The sequence below is a fragment of the Xanthomonas sp. BRIP62418 genome, assembly GCF_003993495.1.
Lineage (GTDB): Bacteria > Pseudomonadota > Gammaproteobacteria > Xanthomonadales > Xanthomonadaceae > Xanthomonas > Xanthomonas euroxanthea.
The window spans coordinates 56,561-78,899 of sequence record NZ_QEZG01000024.1 but is presented as its reverse complement, the minus strand read 5'-3'; the positions used below and the strand labels follow the sequence as shown (position 1 = coordinate 78,899).

The 22,339-nt window shown below is 65.8% G+C and carries 19 protein-coding genes; 13 read left to right on the top strand and 6 right to left on the bottom strand.

From position 1 onward, the window contains the following. Positions 1-180 precede the first annotated feature (180 nt). On the bottom strand, positions 181-1,527 hold the full coding sequence (locus EO174_RS02940; RefSeq protein ID WP_126942119.1) for an Nramp family divalent metal transporter: 1,347 nt from the start codon (positions 1,525-1,527) through the stop codon (positions 181-183). 143 nt (positions 1,528-1,670) lie between these two features. Here EO174_RS02940 and mntR point away from each other — a divergent pair, with 143 nt between their 5' ends. The 3 genes from mntR to orn all read left to right on the top strand — a co-directional run bounded on the left by mntR (position 1,671) and on the right by orn (position 3,305). After that, positions 1,671-2,138, top strand: a complete 468-nt coding sequence (mntR, locus tag EO174_RS02935; protein WP_024939187.1) for a manganese-binding transcriptional regulator MntR — start codon at positions 1,671-1,673, stop codon at positions 2,136-2,138. After that, positions 2,135-2,650 (top strand): tRNA adenosine(34) deaminase TadA, encoded by a 516-nt coding sequence (tadA, locus tag EO174_RS02930; protein ID WP_164740058.1) that lies wholly within the window; start codon positions 2,135-2,137, stop codon positions 2,648-2,650. The genes mntR and tadA overlap by 4 nt, the downstream gene beginning before the upstream one ends. Before the next feature lie 70 nt (positions 2,651-2,720). Next, entirely contained in the window at positions 2,721-3,305 is a 585-nt protein-coding gene (gene orn / locus EO174_RS02925) for an oligoribonuclease (RefSeq protein WP_126942116.1), read from the top strand. 190 nt (positions 3,306-3,495) lie between these two features. Here orn and EO174_RS02920 read toward each other — a convergent pair whose 3' ends face one another. Together EO174_RS02920 and ppsA are read right to left on the bottom strand one after the other, a co-directional pair. Then, entirely contained in the window at positions 3,496-4,428 is a 933-nt protein-coding gene (locus tag EO174_RS02920; protein ID WP_126942113.1) for a mechanosensitive ion channel family protein, read from the bottom strand. Next, positions 4,428-6,806, bottom strand: coding sequence for a phosphoenolpyruvate synthase (gene ppsA / locus EO174_RS02915; RefSeq protein WP_126942111.1), 2,379 nt, complete (start codon positions 6,804-6,806; stop codon positions 4,428-4,430). The genes EO174_RS02920 and ppsA overlap by 1 nt, the downstream gene beginning before the upstream one ends. 142 nt (positions 6,807-6,948) lie before the next feature. Here ppsA and EO174_RS02910 point away from each other — a divergent pair, with 142 nt between their 5' ends. The 3 genes from EO174_RS02910 (at position 6,949) to EO174_RS02900 (ending at position 9,033) form a co-directional block, all read left to right on the top strand. Beyond that, entirely contained in the window at positions 6,949-7,770 is an 822-nt protein-coding gene (locus EO174_RS02910) for a pyruvate, water dikinase regulatory protein (protein ID WP_024939184.1), read from the top strand. A gap of 200 nt (positions 7,771-7,970) precedes the next feature. Continuing rightward, positions 7,971-8,480 (top strand): DUF1249 domain-containing protein, encoded by a 510-nt coding sequence (locus EO174_RS02905; RefSeq protein ID WP_104582542.1) that lies wholly within the window; start codon positions 7,971-7,973, stop codon positions 8,478-8,480. Positions 8,481-8,544: 64 nt separating this feature from the next. Next, on the top strand, positions 8,545-9,033 hold the full coding sequence (locus EO174_RS02900) for an 8-oxo-dGTP diphosphatase (protein WP_104582543.1): 489 nt from the start codon (positions 8,545-8,547) through the stop codon (positions 9,031-9,033). 322 nt (positions 9,034-9,355) lie between these two features. Here the strand turns inward: EO174_RS02900 and EO174_RS02895 are convergent, their stop codons facing one another. Then, entirely contained in the window at positions 9,356-10,117 is a 762-nt protein-coding gene (locus EO174_RS02895) for a 3-hydroxybutyrate dehydrogenase (protein ID WP_126942109.1), read from the bottom strand. 82 nt (positions 10,118-10,199) lie between these two features. Between EO174_RS02895 and EO174_RS02890 the strand changes: the two genes are divergently transcribed. The 5 genes from EO174_RS02890 to EO174_RS02870 all read left to right on the top strand — a co-directional run bounded on the left by EO174_RS02890 (position 10,200) and on the right by EO174_RS02870 (position 13,945). After that, complete coding sequence (locus EO174_RS02890) at positions 10,200-10,862, top strand: CDP-alcohol phosphatidyltransferase family protein (protein WP_172453143.1); 663 nt, start codon at positions 10,200-10,202, stop codon at positions 10,860-10,862. 54 nt (positions 10,863-10,916) lie between these two features. Continuing rightward, positions 10,917-12,083: a class III poly(R)-hydroxyalkanoic acid synthase subunit PhaE gene (gene phaE, locus EO174_RS02885; RefSeq protein ID WP_164740065.1), complete on the top strand. Its 1,167-nt coding sequence runs from the start codon at positions 10,917-10,919 to the stop codon at positions 12,081-12,083. Next, positions 12,080-13,156: a class III poly(R)-hydroxyalkanoic acid synthase subunit PhaC gene (locus EO174_RS02880; RefSeq protein WP_126942105.1), complete on the top strand. Its 1,077-nt coding sequence runs from the start codon at positions 12,080-12,082 to the stop codon at positions 13,154-13,156. Before phaE ends, EO174_RS02880 begins: the two co-directional genes overlap by 4 nt. Positions 13,157-13,259: 103 nt before the next feature. Beyond that, positions 13,260-13,460, top strand: coding sequence for a PspC domain-containing protein (locus EO174_RS02875; RefSeq protein ID WP_016904409.1), 201 nt, complete (start codon positions 13,260-13,262; stop codon positions 13,458-13,460). After that, entirely contained in the window at positions 13,457-13,945 is a 489-nt protein-coding gene (locus tag EO174_RS02870) for a hypothetical protein (protein ID WP_164740064.1), read from the top strand. The genes EO174_RS02875 and EO174_RS02870 overlap by 4 nt, the downstream gene beginning before the upstream one ends. Here the strand turns inward: EO174_RS02870 and EO174_RS02865 are convergent. Beyond that, positions 13,903-15,114, bottom strand: a complete 1,212-nt coding sequence (locus EO174_RS02865; protein WP_126942101.1) for an FAD-dependent oxidoreductase — start codon at positions 15,112-15,114, stop codon at positions 13,903-13,905. The two genes, EO174_RS02870 and EO174_RS02865, sit on opposite strands and share 43 nt — an antisense overlap. A 192-nt stretch (positions 15,115-15,306) precedes the next feature. Here EO174_RS02865 and EO174_RS02860 point away from each other — a divergent pair, with 192 nt between their 5' ends. Then, positions 15,307-15,534, top strand: a complete 228-nt coding sequence (locus tag EO174_RS02860; protein ID WP_016904406.1) for a hypothetical protein — start codon at positions 15,307-15,309, stop codon at positions 15,532-15,534. Between the two features lie 244 nt (positions 15,535-15,778). Further along, positions 15,779-18,145: a Tex family protein gene (locus tag EO174_RS02855; protein ID WP_126942099.1), complete on the top strand. Its 2,367-nt coding sequence runs from the start codon at positions 15,779-15,781 to the stop codon at positions 18,143-18,145. Positions 18,146-18,534: 389 nt separating this feature from the next. Here EO174_RS02855 and EO174_RS02850 read toward each other — a convergent pair whose 3' ends face one another. Then, positions 18,535-22,305 (bottom strand): PAS domain S-box protein, encoded by a 3,771-nt coding sequence (locus tag EO174_RS02850; RefSeq protein ID WP_126942096.1) that lies wholly within the window; start codon positions 22,303-22,305, stop codon positions 18,535-18,537. Positions 22,306-22,339 lie beyond the last annotated feature (34 nt).

Below are 22,339 nucleotides of genomic sequence, written 5' to 3'. Positions count from 1 at the left end.
TCACGCCGGGGCAGCACTGGCCAAGCCCGGCAGCGGCAACGCTGCCACGGTGGCCGTGCCGGAGATGAGAAAGCTGCGGCGTCCGGCGTCGGCCGTTGTGCATTCGGTATCTGCGAGGCGCCGCCAGCGCATCAGCCTCGACCGCACGGGCGGATCACCGCGGCGGGTCGCTAGGATGGATCACTGCAGCGCGGTATCCCAGAGCAGTTTCAGGTTCAGGCCGACGATCACCGTCGCAATGACCCAGGCGATGCGCACCAGCCAGGGCGGTGCCACCAGCGCGCCCATCAACGCACGGTCGGACACGAAGCGCACCAGCGGGATCACCGCAAACGGCAGCTGCATCGACAACACCACCTGGCTCAGCACCAATAGCCGCGCGGTGCCGGCCTCGCCATACAGCCAGGTCACGATCACCACCGGCACGATGGCGATGCCGCGCGTCAGCAGACGGCGCAGCCACGGCGGCAAGCGCAATTGCAGGAAGCCTTCCATCACGATCTGCCCGGCCAGCGTGGCAGTGACGGTGGAATTGACGCCGGAAGCCAGCAGCGCGACGGCAAACAGCGTCGAGGCCAGGCCCACGCCGAGCATCGGTGCGAGCAGGGCATGGGCCTGTTCGATCTCCTGCACATCGGTACGGCCCTGCGCATGAAACACCGCCGCCGCCAGGATCAGGATCGAGGCGTTGATGAACAGCGCGAACATCAACGCCACGGTGCTGTCGGTCACCGCCCAGCGCAGCGCCGACTTGCGGCCCACATCGGTGCGCGGGTACGCACGCGTCTGCACGATCGACGAATGCAGGTACAGGTTGTGCGGCATCACCGTCGCACCGATGATGCCGATCGCCAGATACAGCGCATGCGGGTCGGTGACCACTTGCGCATGCGGAATGAAGCCGCCCAGCACCGCTGCGATCGGTGGTGCCGCCAGCGCGATCTGGATGCCGAAGCACACGAAGATGATCAACAGCAGCGCGATCACGAACGCTTCCAGCGCGCGGAAACCGCGATTCATCAGCAGCAACACCAGCACCACGTCCACCGCGGTGATGATGGCGCCCACGGTCAGCGGAATGCCGAACAACAGCTTCAACGCGATGGCGGTACCGATCACTTCGGCCAGGTCGCAGGCGATGATCGCCAGTTCGCAGACGCCCCACAGCGCCAGGTTCACCCCGCGCGGGTAACGCGCCCGGCAGGCCTGTGCCAGATCCAGCCCGGTGGCGATGCCCAGCCGTGCCGACAGGCTCTGCAGCACGATCGCCATCAGGTTGGACAGCAGGATCACCGACAGCAGCAGATAGCCGAACTGCGAGCCACCGGCCAGGTCGGTGGCCCAGTTGCCCGGGTCCATGTACCCCACCGACACCATGTAGCCCGGGCCCAGAAATGCCAGCAGCCGGAACCACCAATGGCCTCCTTTGGGCACGGCGACGCTGGCGTGGTGGTCGCCCAGCCCGCCATGGGCCGCTGCCGGCGAGGGGAGGGGCAGGGCTGCGTTGGGACGGAGATCGGCGGACATGCGGGGCAGGCTGGCTAGGGTCACACGGATGATATAGCAACTGCTATGCTGTTGAGCATTGGCAATTTAAATCGTAATGATCGGCTGCGTGCTTCAAACTACGCATCCCGGCACTGGCGCCGGACGTGATGACGGGGATGAGGGTGGGCAAGAGCGAAAAGCTGGAAGCAGCCGCGCCGGCGCTGATCGACGCGCAGGTGCACATGGAGAGCTTCCGTCAGGTGCGCGAGGCGCGTCGCGCCGAGCTGGTCGAGGACTACGTGGAGCTGATCTCCGATCTGCTGGTCGACGGCGGTGAGGCGCGCCAGGTCGATATCGCCGCGCGCCTGGGCGTGGCCCAGCCGACCGTGGCCAAGATGCTCAAGCGGCTTGTGCGCGACGGCTGGGTGGTGCAGCGCCCGTATCGTGGTGTGTTCCTGACCCCGGCCGGCGAGGCGCTGGCCGCGTCCAGCCGGCAGCGCCATCAGATCGTCGAACGCTTCCTGCTCGCGCTGGGCATCGACGAGGCCACCGCGCGCCGCGACGCCGAAGGCATCGAGCACCATGTCAGCGAAGCCACCGTCGCCGCGTTCGCCGCCTTCCTGGATCGCCAGGGCGGCAGCGCCGCGTGAGCATGCCGGTGGAAACGTCGGTCGACGCGGCGCAGGCGCTTATCGACCGACAGTGGATGCAACGCGCCCTGCAGCTGGCCGAGCGTGCTGAACGCGACTTTGACGAGATCCCGGTCGGCGCGCTGCTGATCGATGCGCAGGGCAACGTGCTGGGCGAAGGCTGGAACTTAAATATCGCCAGCCACGATCCCAGCGCGCATGCCGAGATCATGGCCATGCGCGAAGGCGGCCGCCGCCTGGCCAACCATCGGCTGATCGGCTGCACGTTGTACGTCACGCTGGAGCCGTGCGCGATGTGCGCAATGGCGATGATCCATGCGCGTATCGCGCGGGTGGTGTTCGCCGCCAGCGACCCCAAGACCGGCGCCTGCGGCAGTGTGTTCGACCTGCCCGCCGACCCGCGCCACAACCACCGCGTGCAGGTCAGCGGTGGCGTCCTGGCCGCCGAGGCGGGGCTGCGGCTGACCAATTACTTCAGGGCCAAGCGTGGCAAGCCGCCCCTCGCGCCCTGAGCGGCGCGGCCGCGGTATGATGCGCGCCCTTCAGCATCTGGCCGGCGACGGCCCTCCACAGGACGGCGACATGGCAGACACCCTTGCAGGCAACGACCGACTGATCTGGATCGATCTGGAAATGACCGGCCTGGATACCGATCGCGATTCCATCATCGAGATCGCCACCATCGTGACCGATGCGCAGTTGAACGTGCTTGCCGAAGGGCCGGAACTGGCCATCGCCCATCCGCTGGCAACGCTGGAAGCCATGGACGAATGGAACCGCAACCAGCACCGCCGTTCGGGCCTGTGGCAGCGTGTGCTCGACAGCCAGGTCACCCATGCCCAGGCCGAAGCGCAGACGGTGGCCTTCCTGGGCGAGTGGATCCGCGCCGGTGCCTCGCCGATGTGCGGCAACTCGATCTGCCAGGATCGCCGCTTCCTGCACCGCCAGATGTCGCGCCTGGAGCGCTATTTCCATTACCGCAACCTGGACGTGTCCACCATCAAGGAGCTGGCACGGCGGTGGGCGCCGACGGTGGCCAATGGGGTTGCCAAGAGCTCGGCCCACACCGCCTTGAGCGATGTGCGCGATTCGATCGACGAGCTGCGTCACTACCGCCAGTTCATGGGCGCGTTGGGTGGCGATTCCCAGGCAAAGGCGCAGGGCTGAGCGCTGGCTGCGGTGTTGCACGCGGTGGGCGTGGCGTGTTGACGGTGTCCAGTTGCGACCTGCGTGCGCCGAGCAGCGCGCGGGTTCGCCGCTGACCGCGTAGCCAGACGCACACGGTGCCAGCGCATCCAGCAAAAAGGCCGCATCATCCGAGGCGGCCTTTTGCCTTTCCATCACGCCATCCAGCGCGTCAGCGTGCCAGCGACGGTCCCTTGCTCAGGTCGCCATCGTCGGCGATGCCTCTCAGCAGCAAGTCGGAGATCGGCTTGCCGTCGGCATCGTGGTGGTACACGTGCAGGTCGCGCTGCGGATACGGGATATTGAGCCCGTTCTCCAGCAACTGGTTGCGGATCTGTTCCAGCGTGGTGCTCTTGGCGGCGCCGAAATTGCCGTTGGTCGCATAGGCGAACAACATCAGGTCCACCGTGCTTTCGCCCAGATTGGTGACCTGCACGAACGGTGCCGGCGACTCCAGGAGGTTCGGGTTGTCCTTGGCGATCTGCAGCAACAGCTGCTGGGCTTTTTTCAGGTCGTCGCCGTAGCCCACGCCCACCGTCACTTCAAGGCGCCGGTTGGGCAGGGTGCTGTAGTTGACGATCGGCGAGGTGGTGATCGTGCTGTTGGGCAGGGTGATCATGCGCTCGTCGAACGAACGGATCCGCGTCTGGAAGATCCGGATCTCGTCGACGATGCCCTCCTGGCCGGCAATCACCACGTGGTCGCCATCGCGCATCGGCCGCAGCACGATCAGCATCACGCCTGCAGCGATATTGGACAGCGAATCCTTCAACGCCAGACCAACCGCCAGGCCGGCTGCACCCAGCACTGCGATCAGCGAGGTCGGCGGCACACCGATCTTGCTCAACGCAGTGACGAAGACCAGCACCAGCAACAACGCATACAGCACATTGCGCAGGAAGTTGGTCAGCGTGATCTCCACGCGCGCGCGGGTCAGCGCACGGTGCAGCCACTGGCTGAGTTGCTTGGCCAGCCACATGCCGACCACCACGATCAGCAGGGCCAGTCCCCAGTTGAGCACGTACTGCGCCCATGGGATGTTTGCCCAGTTGAACGCCGGCTCCGCCGCCTTGGCCGCCGCCGCCACTGCACCCAGCATACCCATCAGCTCTCGCTCTTCAGCTTGGCCAGACGCAGCCAGGTATCGACCACGGTGTCAGGATTCAGCGACACCGACTCGATGCCTTCCTGCATCAGCCACTCGGCCAGCTCCGGGTGATCCGACGGCCCCTGGCCGCAGATGCCAACGTACTTGCCCTTGGCGCGCGCCGACTTGATCGCCATCGACAGCAGCTTCTTGACCGCCGGATTCCGCTCGTCGAACAGATGCGCCACGATCGACGAATCGCGGTCCAGGCCCAGGGTCAGCTGGGTCAGGTCGTTGGAGCCGATCGAGAAACCGTCGAAGATCTCCAGGAATTCATCGGCCAGCAACGCGTTGGACGGCAGCTCGCACATCATGATGATCTTCAGGCCGTTCTCGCCCTGCTTGAGCCCGTTCTGTTCCAGCACCTCGATCACCTTGCGGCCTTCTTCCAGCGTACGCACGAACGGGATCATCACCCAGAGGTTGTCCAGGCCCATCTCGTTGCGCACCTTCAGCACCGCCTTGCACTCCAGCGAGAAGGCCTTGGTGAAGGACGGGTCGACGTAGCGGCTGGCGCCACGGAAGCCGATCATCGGGTTCTCTTCATGCGGCTCGTAGCGCGTGCCGCCGATCAGGTTGGCGTACTCGTTGGACTTGAAGTCCGACAGGCGCACGATCACCGTGTTCGGCGCCACCGAGGCGGTCAGCGTCGCGATGCCCTCGGCCAGGCGGTTGACGTAGAAGCTCACCGGATCGCCGTAGCCGGCGGTCTTGGCGTCGATCTTCCTGCGGACGTCGGCGTCCTGCTTGTCGTACTCCAGCAGCGCGTTGGGATGGATGCCGATATGCGCGGCAATGATCATTTCCAGGCGTGCCAGGCCGATGCCGGCGTTGGGCAGCTGGCCGAAGTCGAACGCGCGCTCGGGGTTGGCCACGTTCATCATGATCTTGAGCGGGGCAGGCGGCATGTTGCCCAGGTCGGTGGTGGTGCGCTCGAACGGCAGCAGGCCGTCGTAGATGAAGCCGGTATCGCCTTCGGCGCAGCTGACCGTCACTTCCTGGCCGTCGCTGATCACGTCGGTGGCGTTGCCCGAACCGACCACGGCCGGCACGCCGAGTTCGCGCGCGATGATCGCTGCATGGCAGGTGCGGCCGCCACGGTTGGTGACGATGGCCGAGGCCCGCTTCATCACCGGCTCCCAATCCGGATCGGTCATGTCGGCGATCAACACGTCGCCGGCCTGCACGCGATTCATGTCGTCCAGCGAACGCACCACGCGGGCCACGCCGCTGCCGATCTTGGCGCCCACCGCACGGCCCTCGACCAGGACCTTGGCATCCTTGGCTTCCAGCGAGAAACGCTCGATCTGGGTGGCATGGCTGCGCGATTTCACGGTCTCCGGGCGCGCCTGCACGATGAACAGCTTGCCGCTGACACCGTCCTTGGCCCACTCGATATCCATCGGGCGGCCGTAATGCTTTTCGATCACCAGTGCCTGCTTGGAGAGCTCCTGCACGTCTTCGTCGCTGATCGAGAAGGTGCTGCGCAGTTCCACCGGCGTGTCTTCGGTACGCACGCGCTCGCCGGGCACGTCCGAATAGACCATGCGGATCGCCTTGCTGCCGAGCGAGCGGCGCAGGATTGCCGGCTTGCCCGCGGTCAGCGTGGGCTTGTAGACATAGAACTCGTCCGGGTTGACCGCGCCCTGCACGACCATCTCGCCCAGGCCGAAGCTGGAGGTGACGAACACCACATCGCGGAAGCCCGATTCGGTGTCCAGCGTGAACAGCACGCCGGCCGCACCGACGCCCGAGCGCACCATCAACTGCACGCCGGCCGACAGGAACACGTCCTCGTGCTTGAAACCATGATGCACGCGATAGGCGATCGCGCGATCGTTGTAGAGGCTGGCGAACACTTCCTTGACCTTGTGCACGACATCGTCGGCGCCGGTGACATTGAGGAAGGTTTCCTGCTGACCGGCGAACGAGGCATCGGGCAGATCTTCGGCGGTGGCCGACGAACGCACCGCCACGGCCACCTCGCCGCCACCGTTTTCCGCGCACAGCTGTGCGTAGGCGGTGCGGATGTCGCGGTCCAGTTCCGGTTGCAGCGGCGCATCGATCACCCAGCCGCGGATTTCCTTGCCGGCGATGGTGAGGGCACCAACATCTTCGACGTCCAGCGTTGCAAGCTTGTCGAAGATGCGCTTGGACAGATCGTTATGCGCGATGAAGTCCTTGAAAGCTTCGGCAGTGGTCGCATATCCACCGGGAACCGAAACGCCAAGCCCGGCCAGGTTGCCGATCATCTCGCCGAGCGAGGAATTCTTACCGCCTACGCGGGCCAGATCGGCCAGGCGTAGCTCATGCAACCACAGGATATTCTCGTTCAAGCGCGATGCTCCGTATGGCCATCGCCCGAGCGGGCTGGATGGCCGCGTCCGTAGGAAGAAGCCGCTATGATGCAGTGCACAGCGGAATCTGCACAAGCATGAACCCGTAAGTTTTGGACACCAGTTCAAAGAGGTGGTCTTGATGTCAACAATTCGGCCGGTGTTCTACGTCTCCGATGGAACCGGTATCACCGCTGAAACGATTGGGCATAGCCTGCTCACGCAGTTCAGCGGATTCAACTTCGTCACCGACCGCATGTCGTTCATTGATGATGCAGAAAAAGCGCGCGATGCGGCGTTGCGCGTGCGCGCGGCAGGCGAGCGGTACCAGGTGCGCCCGGTGGTGGTCAATTCCTGCGTCGACCCCCAACTGAGCATGATCCTGGCCGAAAGCGGCGCCCTGATGCTGGACGTGTTCGCGCCCTTCATCGAACCGCTGGAGCGCGAGCTCAATGCGCCGCGGCATTCGCGGGTGGGGCGTGCGCACGGCATGGTGGATTTCGAGACCTATCACCGCCGCATCAACGCGATGAACTTTGCGCTGAGCCACGATGACGGCATCGCACTCAATTACGACGAGGCCGACGTGATCCTGGTGGCGGTGTCGCGCGCCGGCAAGACGCCGACCTGCATCTACCTGGCATTGCATTACGGCATCCGCGCCGCCAACTATCCGTTGACCGAGGAAGACCTGGAAAACGAGCGCCTGCCTCCGCGCCTGCGCAACTACCGCAGCAAGCTGTTCGGCCTGACCATCGACCCGGAGCGGTTGCAGCAGATCCGCCAGGAGCGGCGTGCCAATTCACGCTACAGCGCGGCGGAGACCTGCCGGCGCGAGGTGGCCACCGCTGAGCGCATGTTCCAGATGGAGCGCATTCCGACCTTGAGCACCACCAATACCTCGATCGAGGAGATTTCCAGCAAGGTGTTGTCCACGCTGGGGCTGCAACGCGAGATGTTTTGAGGCGGGGATTGGTGTGGCGGGATTGGGGATTAGGGCGCTGCGTAGCGCGTTCAGGATCCCGGTTTGCCGTGGGGTAATTAGGGTTTGTCGGCAAGCGTCAAGGAAACACAGCGGGCGGGGCAGTGCTCCGCCAAGGTAGGCCTGCCGGTGGCCGGTCGTCAATGCTGCCCGTGCGGCAGCGCAGCGTGTAGGATCGGTTCATGGCGCAAGCACTGAGTAAACTCGAACGCATCCCCAAGTTGAGCCGGTTCGGCTGGCTGATGGGCTTGTACGCAGAAAACTTCCAGCACCTGACCCGGTTGTTCGCACCGGCCGACCTCGCTCCGGGCTCCTACGTGTCCTCGATCGGCGATGGCCTGGACCTGCGTCTGGACGTGATCGAATGCCACCGCTACACGGTCGAGCTGCGGCTGACCTACGACCTGTGCGACCCGGTGACCGGCGAGCCGGACCCGTCGGCCTATGTGCGGCTGTACCGCGATGCCCGCCAGGCCGAGACCACCCATTGCTATGTCGGCCGTCGCTGGCAGGACGTGATGGGCCTGTTCCCGCCGCCGGCCGAGCTGATCAGCCACCGCATGCGCATGAACACCTTCCTGGGCAAGTGGCTGGATTATCTGGCCGAGCGCGGCCATGGCGTGGCCACCTTGCGCCTGGATGCCGAGTACGTGGCGCCACCGCGCCCCGGTGCGCAGGCCGCGGCCGGCTGAGTCTGCGCCACGCCGCTTGGGCGGCATCGGTCATACTGATGCGCTCGATGTCAGATCGCCCGCCATGCCCTATACCCCCATCGTCGCCACGCTCGGTTACCTGTTGTCGCCCGACGGCACCCAGGTCCTGATGATCCATCGCAACGCCCGCCCCGGCGATCAGCACCTGGGCAAGTACAACGGGCTCGGCGGCAAGGTGGAGCCGGACGAAGACGTGCTGGCCGGCATGCGCCGCGAAATTCGCGAAGAGGCCGGTGTGGAGTGCGGCGACATGCAACTGCGCGGCACCATCAGCTGGCCGGGCTTCGGCAAGCATGGCGAGGACTGGCTGGGCTTCGTGTTCCTGATCCACAGCTTCGAAGGCGAGCCTCAGGCCTCCAACCCGGAAGGCACGCTGGAATGGGTGGCGATCGACCGCATGGACCAGGTGCCGATGTGGGAGGGCGACCGCAATTTCCTGCCGCTGGTCTTCGATGGCGACCCGCGCCCGTTTCATGGCGTGATGCCGTATCGCGACGGACGCATGCAGTCGTGGACGTACTCGCGCGTCTGAGTGGCGATCCAGTCAGGTGCAGTCGTCAGGCGAGCGCGGCCGCAGCCGGATGGCCGCCGGTGTCTTCCTGCGCCTGCGCACTGTTTCTTGTCTTCCCTAGACCGTGTAGTTCGGTCAGTGACGGCAATGCACGCAGGACAAGGTTGGCGAGCGCAAGCGCAAGCGGGCGTTGCACGCTGTGGCCACATGCCGGTCGCATTCGTCTCCACGCATTTCTCCACACCCGCTGTGGATGGATCCTGCGCAAGTCTGTGGACAACTGCGTGCGCGCCTTGCGGCGCAAGGCCGCCACGTCGGCTGGTGAAAATTTCGCCAGCCGTGCTTACTGCGCGGTCCAGCCGCCGTCGATGGCGATCGCCTGCCCGGTGATGTTGCGCGCGGCATGCGACATCAGGAACGCGACCGTGCCGGCGAGTTCGTCGTAGTCGATGAAGGCGCCCTTGGGCATCGGCTTGAGCATCACATCGCGGATCACCGCCTCTTCGGCGATGCCGCGCGTGCGCGCCTGGTCGGCGATCTGGCGCTCCACCAGCGGGGTGCGCACGTAGCTCGGGCACAGCGTGTTGACGGTGATGTCGCAGTCGGCGGTCTCCAGGGCGATGACCTTGGCCAGGCCAACCAGGCCGTGCTTGGCGGCGACATACGCACTCTTGTACGGGCTGGCGACCAGCGAGTGGATGCTGCCGATATTGACGATGCGCCCGTAGCCGGCCGCGCGCATGCCGGGCAGGACCGCGCGGCCGAGCCGTGCGGCGCCGGTCAGCATCACATCCACCAGCAAGGTCCAGCGCTGCATCGGGAAGTCTTCCAGCGCCGACACCTGCTGCAGCCCTGCGTTGTTGACCAGCACCTGCGGCGCACGCGTCGCGCTTGCCAATGCCTGCGCGATGCTGTGCTCGTCGGTGACGTCCAGCGCCAGCGCTTCGGCCGAGCCACCGGTCGCGCGCAGGCCCTGCGCCGTGCGTTCGGCCGCCGCCAGGTCCATGTCGCTGACGATCAGGTGGTGGCCGCCGGCGGCCAGCTCGGTGGCGATACCGGCGCCGATGCCGCTGCCTGCGCCGGTGATCAGGATGCTGCGCTTCATGCTGTCCTCGTCGTTGATCGTGCCCGGCCGGACCGGCCGCGTCGACCGCCAGACTAGCCCATGGCGCGAAACGGTCGCCTGCATGGCGTGCGCGCGTTACCCTTTGTGCCTTGCACTTCTCAGGTTCCGCATGAAACGCCATTTCTCGATGCTGCGCGATTTCCAACTGGCGGACTGGTTCACCCTGGCCAACGCCTTCTGCGGCACCGGCGCGGTGTTTGCGTCGATGCGCTTCCTGCAGGAAGGCCATCGCGGCGACCTGCTGCTGGGCATGGCGCTGATCCCGCTGGCGTTCGTGTTCGATGCGCTGGACGGGCACGTGGCGCGCTGGCGCAAGGCGTCCTCGACCCTGGGCCGCGAGCTGGATTCACTGGCCGACGTGATCTCGTTCGGGGTGGCGCCGGCGGCACTGGGCTATGCCTGCGGCATGCGCGGCGGCTGGGATTGGCTGGTGCTGAGCTATTTCGTCTGCTGCGGCGTGAGCCGGCTGGCGCGCTACAACGTCACCGCCGAAGAGATCGCCGGCGAGGCCGACAAGGTGCCGTACTTCGAAGGCACCCCGATTCCCACCAGCCTGCTGCTGGTGATCCTGCTGGCGGTGGCCGCCAGCAGTGGCCATATCGGCCAGACCTTGTGGTGGGGCCAATGGCAGCTCGGGCCGTGGCAGTTCCACCCGTTGGTGCTGCTGTTTGCGGTGTCCGGCTCGCTGATGATCAGCAAGACGTTGCGGATCCCCAAACCCTGACCGGTATAGCCGGGCGCACGCGGTAGGATGGCTGGTGGACAGTCACGGGAAGGGATCATGGCAACCAGCGGTTCGGACAACGGCAACTTCGAAGACAAGGCGCGCCAGTACTGGAGCGCCTGGGGAGATGCCATGCGCCACGGCCAGTCCGGCGCCGCTGCGCAGCCCGGCGCCGTTCCCGGCATGGGGCCGGGCACCGAGCCACCGCAGGATTGGCGCAAGGCGATGGACTGGTGGTCGCAGTTGCTGCCCACCCAGGCCGCACCGCAGGCGCAGGAGGCGATCGACCGCTTTCGTCATCAGGCCGGCGACTGGTTCGGCACCATGCAGCAGGTGGCCGCGCAGTTTGCCGGGCGCGACACCTCGGCCACCGAGGTCTCCGAGGCCTGGCGGCGCGCCGTGCAGGGGCAGGGCGAGCAGCTGATGCAATGGACGCTGGGCTCGCTGCGTGGCGGCAGCCCGGGCGGCTTCGACCCGTGGCTGCAGGACGCCGCGCAGGCCCTGGCAAAGTGGCGGGAGGAAAACGCGCCGTGGCTGGACATGCCGGCGTTCGGCCTGAACCGCAATCACCAGGCGCGCCTGCAGACGCTGGCCCGTGCGCAGCAGGAATACCAGGCGCAGTCGCAGGCCTATGGCGAACAACTCAAGTCGGCCATCGAGCAGGCATTCGGGCGGTTTGCCTCCAAGCTGGGCGAGCACGAAAGCAGCGGCAGTCAGCTGACCAGCGCGCGTGCCTTGTTCGACCTGTGGATCGAGGCTGCCGAAGAGTCGTATGCCGACGTCGCGCTATCCGACCAGTTTCGCGAGGTGTACGGCGGCTTTGCCAATGCGCATATGCGCTTGCGCGCCGCGCTGCAGGAAGAGGTGGAGCAGCTGAGCGAACGTTTCGGGATGCCCACGCGTTCGGAGATGGACGCCGCGCACCGCCGCATCGCCGAGCTGGAACGTGCGGTGCGGCGCCTGCTGCGCACCGCGGCCAGCCCGGCCGGCAAGCCCGCTGCAGCGGCGGCTGACCCGGTTGCGCCGGCCACGGCCAAGCGCGCCCCGGCAGCCAGGGCGGACACTGCGCCCCAGCCGCCGGCCGCCAGGAAATCGCCGGCGAAGACCGCCCCGGCCAAAGATACGAAAGACACGAAGGTGTCGAAAAACACCTCCAGGCGTTCCGGCGGCACATCCCCCGGCACGCCGGTCGCACGCAAGCCACGGGGAGCGCAGGCATGAAAGGCCCGTTGGGATTCAGCGCCGAAGACCTGATGCAGGAAACCCTGTCGATGCAGCGCAAGCTGCGCGAAGGGCTCAAGTTGCTGCCCGGCGTGGAAGACGTGGATTACGGGGTGACCGAGCGCGAGGAAATCTGGCGCGACGGCAAGGTGGTGCTGTACCGCTTTGTCGGCGAGCAGGCGCCGGTGGCCAGGACGCCGCTGCTGATCGTCTATGCGCTGGTCAACCGCCCATACATGGTCGACCTGCAGGCCGACCGCTCGCTGGTCAAGGGCCTGCTGGGCCACGGCCAGGACGTCTACGTGCTGGACTGGGGCTACCCGGACCGCTCCGAGCGTTACCTCACGCTGGAGGACTATCTGCTGCGTTACATCGATGGCGCGGTGGACCACCTGCGTGCGCAGTCGGGGCTGGAGGCGGTCGATGTGCTCGGCATCTGCCAGGGCGGCACGTTTGCGCTGTGCTATGCGGCGCTGCAGCGGCCGAAGGTGCGCAACCTGATCACCATGGTCACGCCGGTGGATTTCCACACCCCCGACAACATGCTCTCCAACTGGGCGCGCATGGTCGATGTGGATCTGTTCGTGGACACCATGGGCAACGTGCCGGCGGATCTGATGAACGCCAGTTACCTGATGCTCAAGCCGTTCCGCCTGAATCTGCAGAAATACGTCGGCTTGCTCGACATCCTCGACGACAAGCAGGCGCTGGAAGATTTCCTGCGCATGGAAAAGTGGATCTTCGATTCGCCCGACCTGGCCGGCGAGGCCTTCCGCGAGTTCGTCACCCAGTTCTATCAGCGCAATGGCCTGGTGACCGGGCAGGTACGCATCGGCGGGGAAGCGGTTGATCTTCGGGCAGTGGACATGCCGGTGCTCAACATCTATGCCGAACACGATCATCTGGTGCCGCCCGACGCCTCGCGTGCATTGCGTAGCCTGGTCGGCAGCGACGACTACACCGAGCTGAGTTTCCGTGGCGGGCATATCGGCATCTATGTCTCCGGGCGCGCGCAGCGCGAAGTGCCGGTGGCGATCCACCGTTGGTTGCAGGAGCGGGGCGGCAACGCGTGAGGCGAGTTCGCGTTGCGCTGCACGTGAGACCGGACGCTGCAGCCATCACGACGCGCTGTCGCTGCGCTTTCTAGACTGGGCGCCACGTTCGAAGGAGCCTTCCATGGCCACGACCACCGCATTGTCCCGTTCCCTCAACGATCGCATGATCGCCGGCGTCGTCGGCGGCATCGCCCGCCGCTTCGGCTGGAGTTCCACGCTGCTGCGCGTGCTGTTCGTGATCGTGTCGATCGCCTCGGCGGCGTTTCCCGGCATCCTGGTCTATCTGATCCTGTGGCTGCTGATCCCCAACCAGGCCGACTGACGCCCGGCCGGCGCGGGTGGTCCGCGCTGCATGTGCTCGGCGCGGTGTGGACGCTGCCCAACACCGTGCTCGGTCTTGCGATCGGTGCCACGGGCAGTTGCTTCGGCGCGCGTCCGCGCTGGTCCGGTGCGGAACTCGCAGTCGTGTTCCATGCCTGGCCATGGGGGCCGGGCGGGGCGATGACGCTGGGCAATGTGATCCTGCTCAAGGGCGCCTCGCTCGACCTGCAATGCAGCACCTATGCGCATGCCGCCGGGCATTGCCGGCACCCGCCGGTACGCCTGGGCGATCATGAGCGGGCCCATGTCTATCAGTACATGCTGCTCGGCCCGCTGTTTCTGCCGGTGTATTTCCTGTGCGGCGGCATCCACGTTCGCAATCCGCTGGAACGGGCGGCCGACGGATATGCGCTGCATGGCCACGGCTGGTGGCCATGGGGGGCTCAGCGCAAGCGCGAGAAACCGAACAGGTCCGACAACGGGTGAGGCCTGCCTTCCAGTTGTGCGCGCAGTAACCCTGCACCGATGGCGCTATAGGTGATGCCGTTGCCGCCATAGGCCATGGCGAACGACACCCGCGGCCCATGTTCGGGATGCGTGCCGAAGAACGGCAATCCATCGGCGGTTTCGGCAAAGGTGCCACCCCAGGCAAATACCGGGCGCAAGGTGATATCCGGCATCGTCTCGTGGATTTTCTTCAGCAGCGTTTTCAACTTGCTCATGACACGCGCATCGCGACGCGCGGGAAGATCGACGCTGTCGTCTTCGCCGCCGGCCACCACGCGTCCATCCGGCGTGCTGCGCAGGTAGAGATAGGGCCGCGCGGTTTCCCACATCATGGTGTGCTTGAGCGCGCCCATGTCGCTGTCGTGCAGGGGATCGGTCACGAATGCGTAGCTGCTGCGGTTGCGTGCCACCCGCTGCGACAGCCACTGCTGGTTTCCGTAACCCGCGGCCAGGATGACGTGCCGGGCGCGCAGCGTGACCCCCTCCTGGGTGCGCAAATGAACATGCTGGTCATAGGGTGTGATGGCGGCAATCGTGGTGCGGTCGTAGATGCGCGCGCCATATTGCTCGCCTTCTGCAAACAGGCGGTAGCACAGCCGGTACGGGTCGACGCCGGCGGCCAGGCGGCTGAGGATGGCGCCCTCCGAGCGCACGCCGTAGTTGTGCCACAAGGGTGCGCGCTCGATCCATTCCACCGGAAGCTTGTGGGTTCTTCGCGTATCCAGTTCGCTGCGCAGGTCGTTGAGATCCCGTGACCGGCTCGCATAGTAGAGACTGTCCTGACGGCTGAAGTCGCAGCCGCCCAACGTATTGCAAAGGCCTTGCAGGTCGAGGATGGCTTGCGCGCATGCCCCGTATGCCAGCGCGGCGGCCGGCATGCCGTAGTGGTTGGCCAGCGCGATCATCGGCGTATCGATTTCGTACTGCAGCAAGGCAGTGCTGGCCGACGTACTGCCCCAGCCGATCTCGCGCTGCTCGACCACCACCACTTCGTGCCCGTGCTTGAGCAGTTCGTGTGCGATCAAGGCGGCAGTGACACCGCCACCGACGATGGCGACTTCGCACTGGGTGTCCTGTTCCAGACGCGGGTAGGCGCGCATCAGCCCGTTGCGGATCGACCAGAACGGGTAGCCACTTTTGAGGTCCATGCGGTGTCGTACGTGCGGGCGGAGCGCAATTGGACGGGCAGGCCGGGTGAAGCGGTCGTGCAGGCACTGGCCTGGGTGCGGCGGTCACCAAACCGCAAACAGCCGGCGTTAACCTGCGTGGAAAGCTCCTCACGGCACGGTCGTTATGCTCGCGCCACTAACGTAGTCACAGTTGTTAACGAGGGTGTGGGCATGTCGATCGTTCTGTATGTTGGTGGCAGCAAAGATGGCGACAAGGGTGTTGTGCCTTACGGGTTCAGCAAGTCGCGTGCGATGACCGACGCCGGGCCGGAGATCTACGTCGAGCGCATGGTGCCGCTGAAGGATGTCGGCAAGATCCGCGTGATGGCGCTGGAGTCGCTGCACGAGAGCATCCTGGTCGAGCGCGCTGCTACTCACTACGCAGGTCGCGCCAGCTAAGGGGCAGCCGACCGGACGACTGCGCTCACTGTCAGTGGGCGCCAAGTGCCACTGCTGCAGGTATCGCACCGGTACTTCAGCTATTCCGCACCATCTGTAACCACCTGACGATCGCCCGCTAGAGCTTGTCAGCCGTCGAAAGACGCGTCGGCATAGGGTTATGGTGATCCTGTCAACGGGTTCCCGCGGCGGGCCAGCACTGCGAAAATGCTTTTTTCAGTGAAGCGGCTTTGGCCGCGCCGCCATGCACGATAGCCAGCTTGCCCAGCAGATCGCTCGCACCATCGCCGACGAGATCGGTGCCCAACCCGCCCAGGCGCGCGCCGCCATCGCCCTTCTCGACGAAGGCGCCAGCGTTCCGTTCATTGCCCGCTACCGCAAGGAAGTCACCGGTGGGCTGGACGATACGCAACTGCGCAATCTGGAAACGCGCCTGACCTATCTGCGCGAGCTGGAAGAACGGCGCGCGGCGATCCTGGCCAGCATTGGCGAGCAGGGCAAGCTCAGCGACGAATTGCGCGGTGAGATCGTGGCGGCCGACACCAAGTCGCGGCTGGAAGATCTGTACCTGCCTTACAAGCCCAAGCGCCGCACCCGCGCGCAGATCGCGCGCGAAGCCGGCCTGGAACCGCTGGCCGACGGCCTGCTGGCCGACCCGAACCAGGCGCCGGAAGTCGCTGCTGCTGCGTTCATCGATGCAGACAAGGGCGTGGCCGATATCAAGGCGGCACTGGAAGGCGCACGCGCCATCCTGATGGAGCGCTGGGGCGAGGACGCCGCCCTGGTGGGCGAGCTGCGCGGTTGGTTGAACGACAACGGCGTGATCCGCGCGCGCGTCGCCGAGGGCAAGGAAGAGGCCGGCGCCAAGTACCGCGATTACTTCGATCACGCCGAAGCGCTGTCCAGGATTCCCTCGCACCGCCTGTTGGCGCTGTTTCGCGCGCGCCGCGAGGAGTTCCTGTACCTGGACCTGGAGCCGGGCAACGATGCCGAGGCCGGTCATCAGTACGCCGAAGGGCGTGTGGCGCGCAACGCCGGCATTTCCAACCAGAACCGCCTGGCCGACCGCTGGCTGCTGGATGCCTGCCGGCTGACCTGGCGTGCCAAGCTGCACATGCATCTGCTGCTGGACCTGTTCAACCAGGCGCGCGAAAAAGCCGAGGCCGAGGCGATCGCCGTGTTCGGCGACAATCTCAAGGACCTGATGCTGGCTGCGCCGGCCGGCCCGCGCGTGGTGCTGGGGCTGGACCCCGGTATCCGCACCGGCTGCAAGATCGCCGTGGTCGATGCCACCGGCAAGCTGGTGGCCACCGAGACGATCTATCCGCATGAGCCCAAGCGGCAATGGGACCAGTCGCTGCAGACGATCAAGAAGCTGTGCCTGCAGCACAACGTGGAGCTGATCGCGATCGGCAACGGCACTGCCAGCCGCGAAACCGACAAGCTGGCTGGTGAGGCGATCGCGCTGTGCGGGGCGAGCAAGCTGCAGAAGATCGTGGTCAGCGAAGCGGGGGCGTCGGTGTATTCGGCGTCCGAATTCGCGGCCAAGGAGTTCCCCACCCTGGACGTGTCGTTGCGCGGCGCGGTGTCGATCGCGCGCCGCCTGCAGGACCCGCTGGCCGAGCTGGTCAAGATCGAACCCAAGGCGATCGGCGTGGGCCAGTACCAGCACGACGTGGACCAGTATCGCTTGGCCAAGGCGCTGGAAGCGCGCGTGGAAGACTGCGTCAACGCGGTCGGCGTGTACGTCAACACCGCTTCGGCGGCGTTGCTGTCGCGGGTGTCCGGGCTGTCGAGCACGGTGGCGGAAAACATCGTGCGCCATCGCGACGACAACGGCCCGTTCAAGCGCCGCAAGGACCTGCTCAAGGTGCCGCGTCTGGGCGAGAAGACCTTCGAACAATGCGCCGGTTTCCTGCGCATCGCCGATGGCGACGAGCCGCTGGACGTCTCGGCGGTGCACCCGGAAGCCTATCCGGTGGTCGAGCGTATCGTCGGCAGCACCGGCAAGCCGATCAAGGCCTTGCTGGGCGACGGCAGCTTTCTGCGCGGACTCAAGCCGGAGCTGTTCACCGACGAACAGTTCGGTGTACCGACCGTGCGCGACATCCTCAAGGAGCTGGAAAAACCCGGCCGTGATCCGCGTCCCGAGTTCAAGGCCGCGCAGTTCGCCGAAGGCATCGAGGACATCAAGCACCTCAAGCCCGGCATGGTGCTCGAAGGCGTGGTCAGCAACGTGGCCGCATTCGGTGCGTTCGTCGATATCGGCGTGCACCAGGATGGTTTGGTGCACATCTCCGCGTTGTCGGACACCTTCGTCAAGGATCCGCGCGATGTGGTCAAGGCCGGCGACATCGTCAAGGTCAAGGTGCTGGAAGTGGACGTGGCGCGCAAACGCATCGCACTGACCTGCCGTCTGTCCGACACGCCTCCACCGGCCGATGGCGCAGCCCAATCGCGCGATCAACGCGGCAGCGGCGGCCCGGGGCAGGGCAGGCGCGACGGTGGCGGTGGACGTGGCCCGGCACAGGGCAACAACAAGCCACGCATCACTGCACCGCCGGCCGACAACGCGCTGGCCGCCGCATTCGCACGCGCCAAGCGCAGCTGACCCGGCGTGCCCGGCGGCTGTGCTGGCATGGCTGGGCAGTGTAGATAGACCCGCTCGCAAGGCGGCGGGTCTGCTGCTGCGATTGGAGCGTGCGTGGGCAGGCTGATCTGCAACTGGCTGCTGGGTCCGTGGCCTCCGACCACCGCGGTGCGCCCATGCAGATACGATCAGTCGTAAGGCGGCTGATCCGAGGCCTTGCTGCAGGGCCCTTGCTCGCCCACCCTCGCAGGACACGCCGCAAGGACGTCCTTGTAGGCTCTTACGCGGCATCCATGCCGCGTGAGGTCCCGCGACGGCGGGCAGGCAAGGACCTGTCGGGATGGTCGGTGTGTTTTGTTGCAAACAGCGCTGGTTGACCACGCTGTTTTATTAGCCGTTTCCAGGCGACCTCACGCCTCGCTGCGTACCGCGCGCGTCGGCAAGATCAGGCGTTCGATCAGGTCGACCAAGCCGGGCGGCTCCACCGGCTTGCCCATATGCGCATCGAATCCGGCCACTACGGCGCGGTCGCGGTCTTCTTCGCGCACGTAGGCGGTAAGGGCGATCGCGGGGATATGCCGTGGCAGGTCGGTGCGACCGGAGCGCACCGTGCGGATCAGGTCGTAGCCGTCGCGCATCGGCATGGCGATATCGCTGACCAGCACGTCGAAGGGTGCCTCTGCCAGGCATTGTTCGGCTGCCTCCACCGAGCCGGCCGCCTGCACCTGCGCGCCGGCCAGCATCAGGAACTGCACAACTGCCTCGCGCGAATCCTGGTCGTCGTCGACCAGCAACAGGCGCACGCCATCCAGGCGTCCGAGACAGTCGCTCGGCAAGGGGCCGACCTGCAGCGACCCGGACGCCGCCGGCCGCAGATCGCTGACCCCGTGCTGGAACGGCAACACGATGGTGAAGGTCGCCCCCTTGCCTTCGCCTGCACTGGATGCCCCCAGGCTGCCGCCGTGCAGATCGACCAACTGACGCGAGATCGACAAGCCCAGCCCCAGCCCACCGACGCGGCGCGTGGTCCCGGCATCGGCCTGCCGAAAACGGTCGAACACGTGCGGCAGGAAGTCGGCTGCAATCCCGATGCCGGTGTCCTGCACGCATAGCCGCAGCCGCTCGTCCTCGATGTCCAGCGCCACCCGCACCGTGCCACCGGGCGAGGTGAACTTGAGTGCGTTGCTGAGCAGATTGGTCAGCACCTGCTGCAGGCGCCCGGCATCGCCGAAGAACCACAGTTCGCCTGCATCGGGCGCATCCAGTTCCAGCGCGATGTCGCGCGCCAGTGCGGACGGCTGCATCAGTTCCACCGTGCTGCGCATCAGTCCTGCGATATCGAAGTGCTCTGCCTGCAGGCGGATCTTGCCGGACAGGATCGCGCTCATGTCGAGCAGGTCGTCGATGATCTGCGTCTGTGCACGCGCACTGCGCTCGATGATGATCAGGCCTTTGCCCACATTGGCCGGATCGAACACCTCCGACTGCATCAACCGCGACCAGCCGAGGATGGCATTGAGCGGCGTGCGCAATTCGTGGCTGAGCGTGGCCAGAAACTCGTCCTTGACCCGGCTGGCATGCTCGGCCTGGCTGCGTGCGGCGGTCTCGGCTTGCAGCGATTGCTTGAGCTTGGCGTCCACGCGCGTGCGCTCGATGACGATGCCGGCCAGATGCGATGCAGAGCGCGCCATTGCCTGTTCGCGCAGCGAGGGCAGGTGGGCGCGATCGTAGTAGATGTTGAGCGTGCCCAGCACCTGACCGTTGCTGTCCAGGATGGGCGTCACGCAGCAGGCGACGATGCCCAGTGCCGACGACACCGCATGATGGTCGCTGAAGCTGGGGTCGGCCTGGATGTCCTCGCAAATCACCTGCTGCCCGAGGTAGGCAGAGCGCGCGCAAGGCGGCCCGTTCAGCCCGATCGGCGAGGCTTCGAAATGCCCGCGGTACTCGATCGGAAAATGCGGCGCCGAGCCGAAGCTCAGCGTTTTTCGTACCTCGTCGAGCACCATCACCGCGCAATACAAGGTCGTCTCGCCACGCGCTTCCACGCTCGATGCGATGGCATCCAGCACCACCGGCAGCGGTGCGCCGGTGGTGATCAGGCTCAGGATGGCGCGGTCGGAGGCGGTGGCATCTTCGATGTGCTTGCGTTCGGAGATATCGGTCAGCGAACCGATGTGGCCGAGAAAACGTCCATCGCTGGCGAAGTGCGGCGATGCGGTATCGATGCACCAGCGATACTGCCCGTCGTGACGACGCACCCGGTACTCGGCCAGGAACTCGCCACGTTGCGCCAATGCCTGCCCGAACGCATGGCGTACGCGCTCGGCATCGTCAGGATGCATCACATCCCACCAGCCCTGATTCATCGCCTGGTCTTCGGCCTGCCCGGTGAAGTGGTACCAGCGCGGATTCCAGTACACGCAGTCGCCCTGCGCATCGGCCATCCAGATCATTGCCGGCACCGTCTCGCACAAGGCGCGGAAGCGCACTTCGCTTTCGCGCAGCTGTTGCTCGAACGCACGACGGTCATGGATGTCGGTGTAGGTGCCGATCCACTCCCCGATGCTGCCGTCGTCGCCGCGCACGGGCAGGGCGCGCGCCAGGTGCCAGCGCCTCTGGCCATCGTGACGTTGCAGTTCGCACTCCATTTCATAGGCGCGCTCGCCATCGACTGCCAGCGCCCAGGCCTGCGAAGACACCCGCAGGCCCTCGGCGGTATGCGCCCGATGCCATGCAGCAGTCTGGTTGTCTGAAGGATCCAGTCCGGTGTATTCGTACCAGCGCCGATTGAAGTAATGCGGCTGACCCTCCCGGTCGGCGATGAAGATGATCTGCGGCAGCGTGTCGGCCAGTCGGCGCAGCCGCGCTTCGTTGGCGGCCAGTTGCTGCTGTGCCTTGGCGCGTTGCATGGACTCCCAGCAGCGTGCGGCGACCAGGCGGACCAGTTCGATCTCGGTGGACAACCATCGCCGCGGTGCGCGCTGATGCACGCCGATGGCCGCGACCAGGCGGCCGTGTTTGTGCAGCGGAATCGCCAGTGATGCGCGCAGGCCTGAGCGGCGGTACTGCTGGGACACATAGTCCGGTGCACCGGGCGCCATCGCATCGGTGGTGAACCAGGGGCGGTTTTCCAGCAAGGCGTCGCGCAAGCCCTGTGCCACTTCCAGCGGAAAATCGCCCTGCAGGCTCGGCATGTCCTGCACATGGTCGCTGATCACGTGCATGGTCCTGCCGTCGGCCGCCGCCAGGCCAAACGCGCAGCGATTGACCTGCAGATGTTCGCCCAGCAATCGCACACTGGTATCGATGATCTGGCGCGGATCGGAGACGTTCTGCAGCGCGTCTTCGAGCATCAGCAAGAAGCTGTCGCGACTGGCCACGTTGCGTTGCTCGGTGACATCGAATCCGTGCACCAGGATCGCGTCGATGCGGCCATCGCGCTCGCGCATGGGCTGATACAGGAAATCCACGAAGGTCTGATCCAGCACGCTGCCGGGCCTGCGCTGCAGATAGGCCGCCATCGATTCGCCGATGAAAGGACGGCCGCTGCGTCGCACCTCATCGAGCAGCTCGACATAGCCCTGGTCGGCGAGTTCCGGCATCGCCTCGAGTAATGGTTGGCCAAGCAACGGACGGTGGCCGACCAGGTCGTGGAAGCGTTGATTTGCGCTCTCGACGATATAACCGGGGCCACGCAGCACCGCCATGAAGGCCGGCGACTGATCGAGCGCGGTGGACACCGCTGCAGGCTCGGCCTCGCTACGGGTCTGTGTCGCAGCAGGGGCGAGTGTGCCGGCGACATACAACATGCCCAGACGTTCGCCGGCCTGCAGGATCGGGCTGCACGACCACGCCGACAGCGGCAATGCCGCATGCGGATGCGCACCGTGGTGGTCGGCTTCAGTGGTGTCTGCAAGTTCCGCCAATGGCTGGCCGAATGCTGCCGGGTGGCGCGCGCCCAGCAGCGCGATGCAGGCATCGTTGTAGATGCAGCGTGACTGGTCGCCCCAGACCAGCAGCATCGGAACTTGCGCGTGCAGGCACACCGAGAGGGTCGTCCGCAGCGCCTGGCTGTCGCGCAGCAGCGGATCGGCGGCGCATGCGGACGACGACAATAATCCGGCGATCTCGCACGTTTCCGGCAGCAGACCGGCAAACGGCGACACGACGCTATCCATTGGGTGACCTGCCCATCATGCCTGGATGCACGAT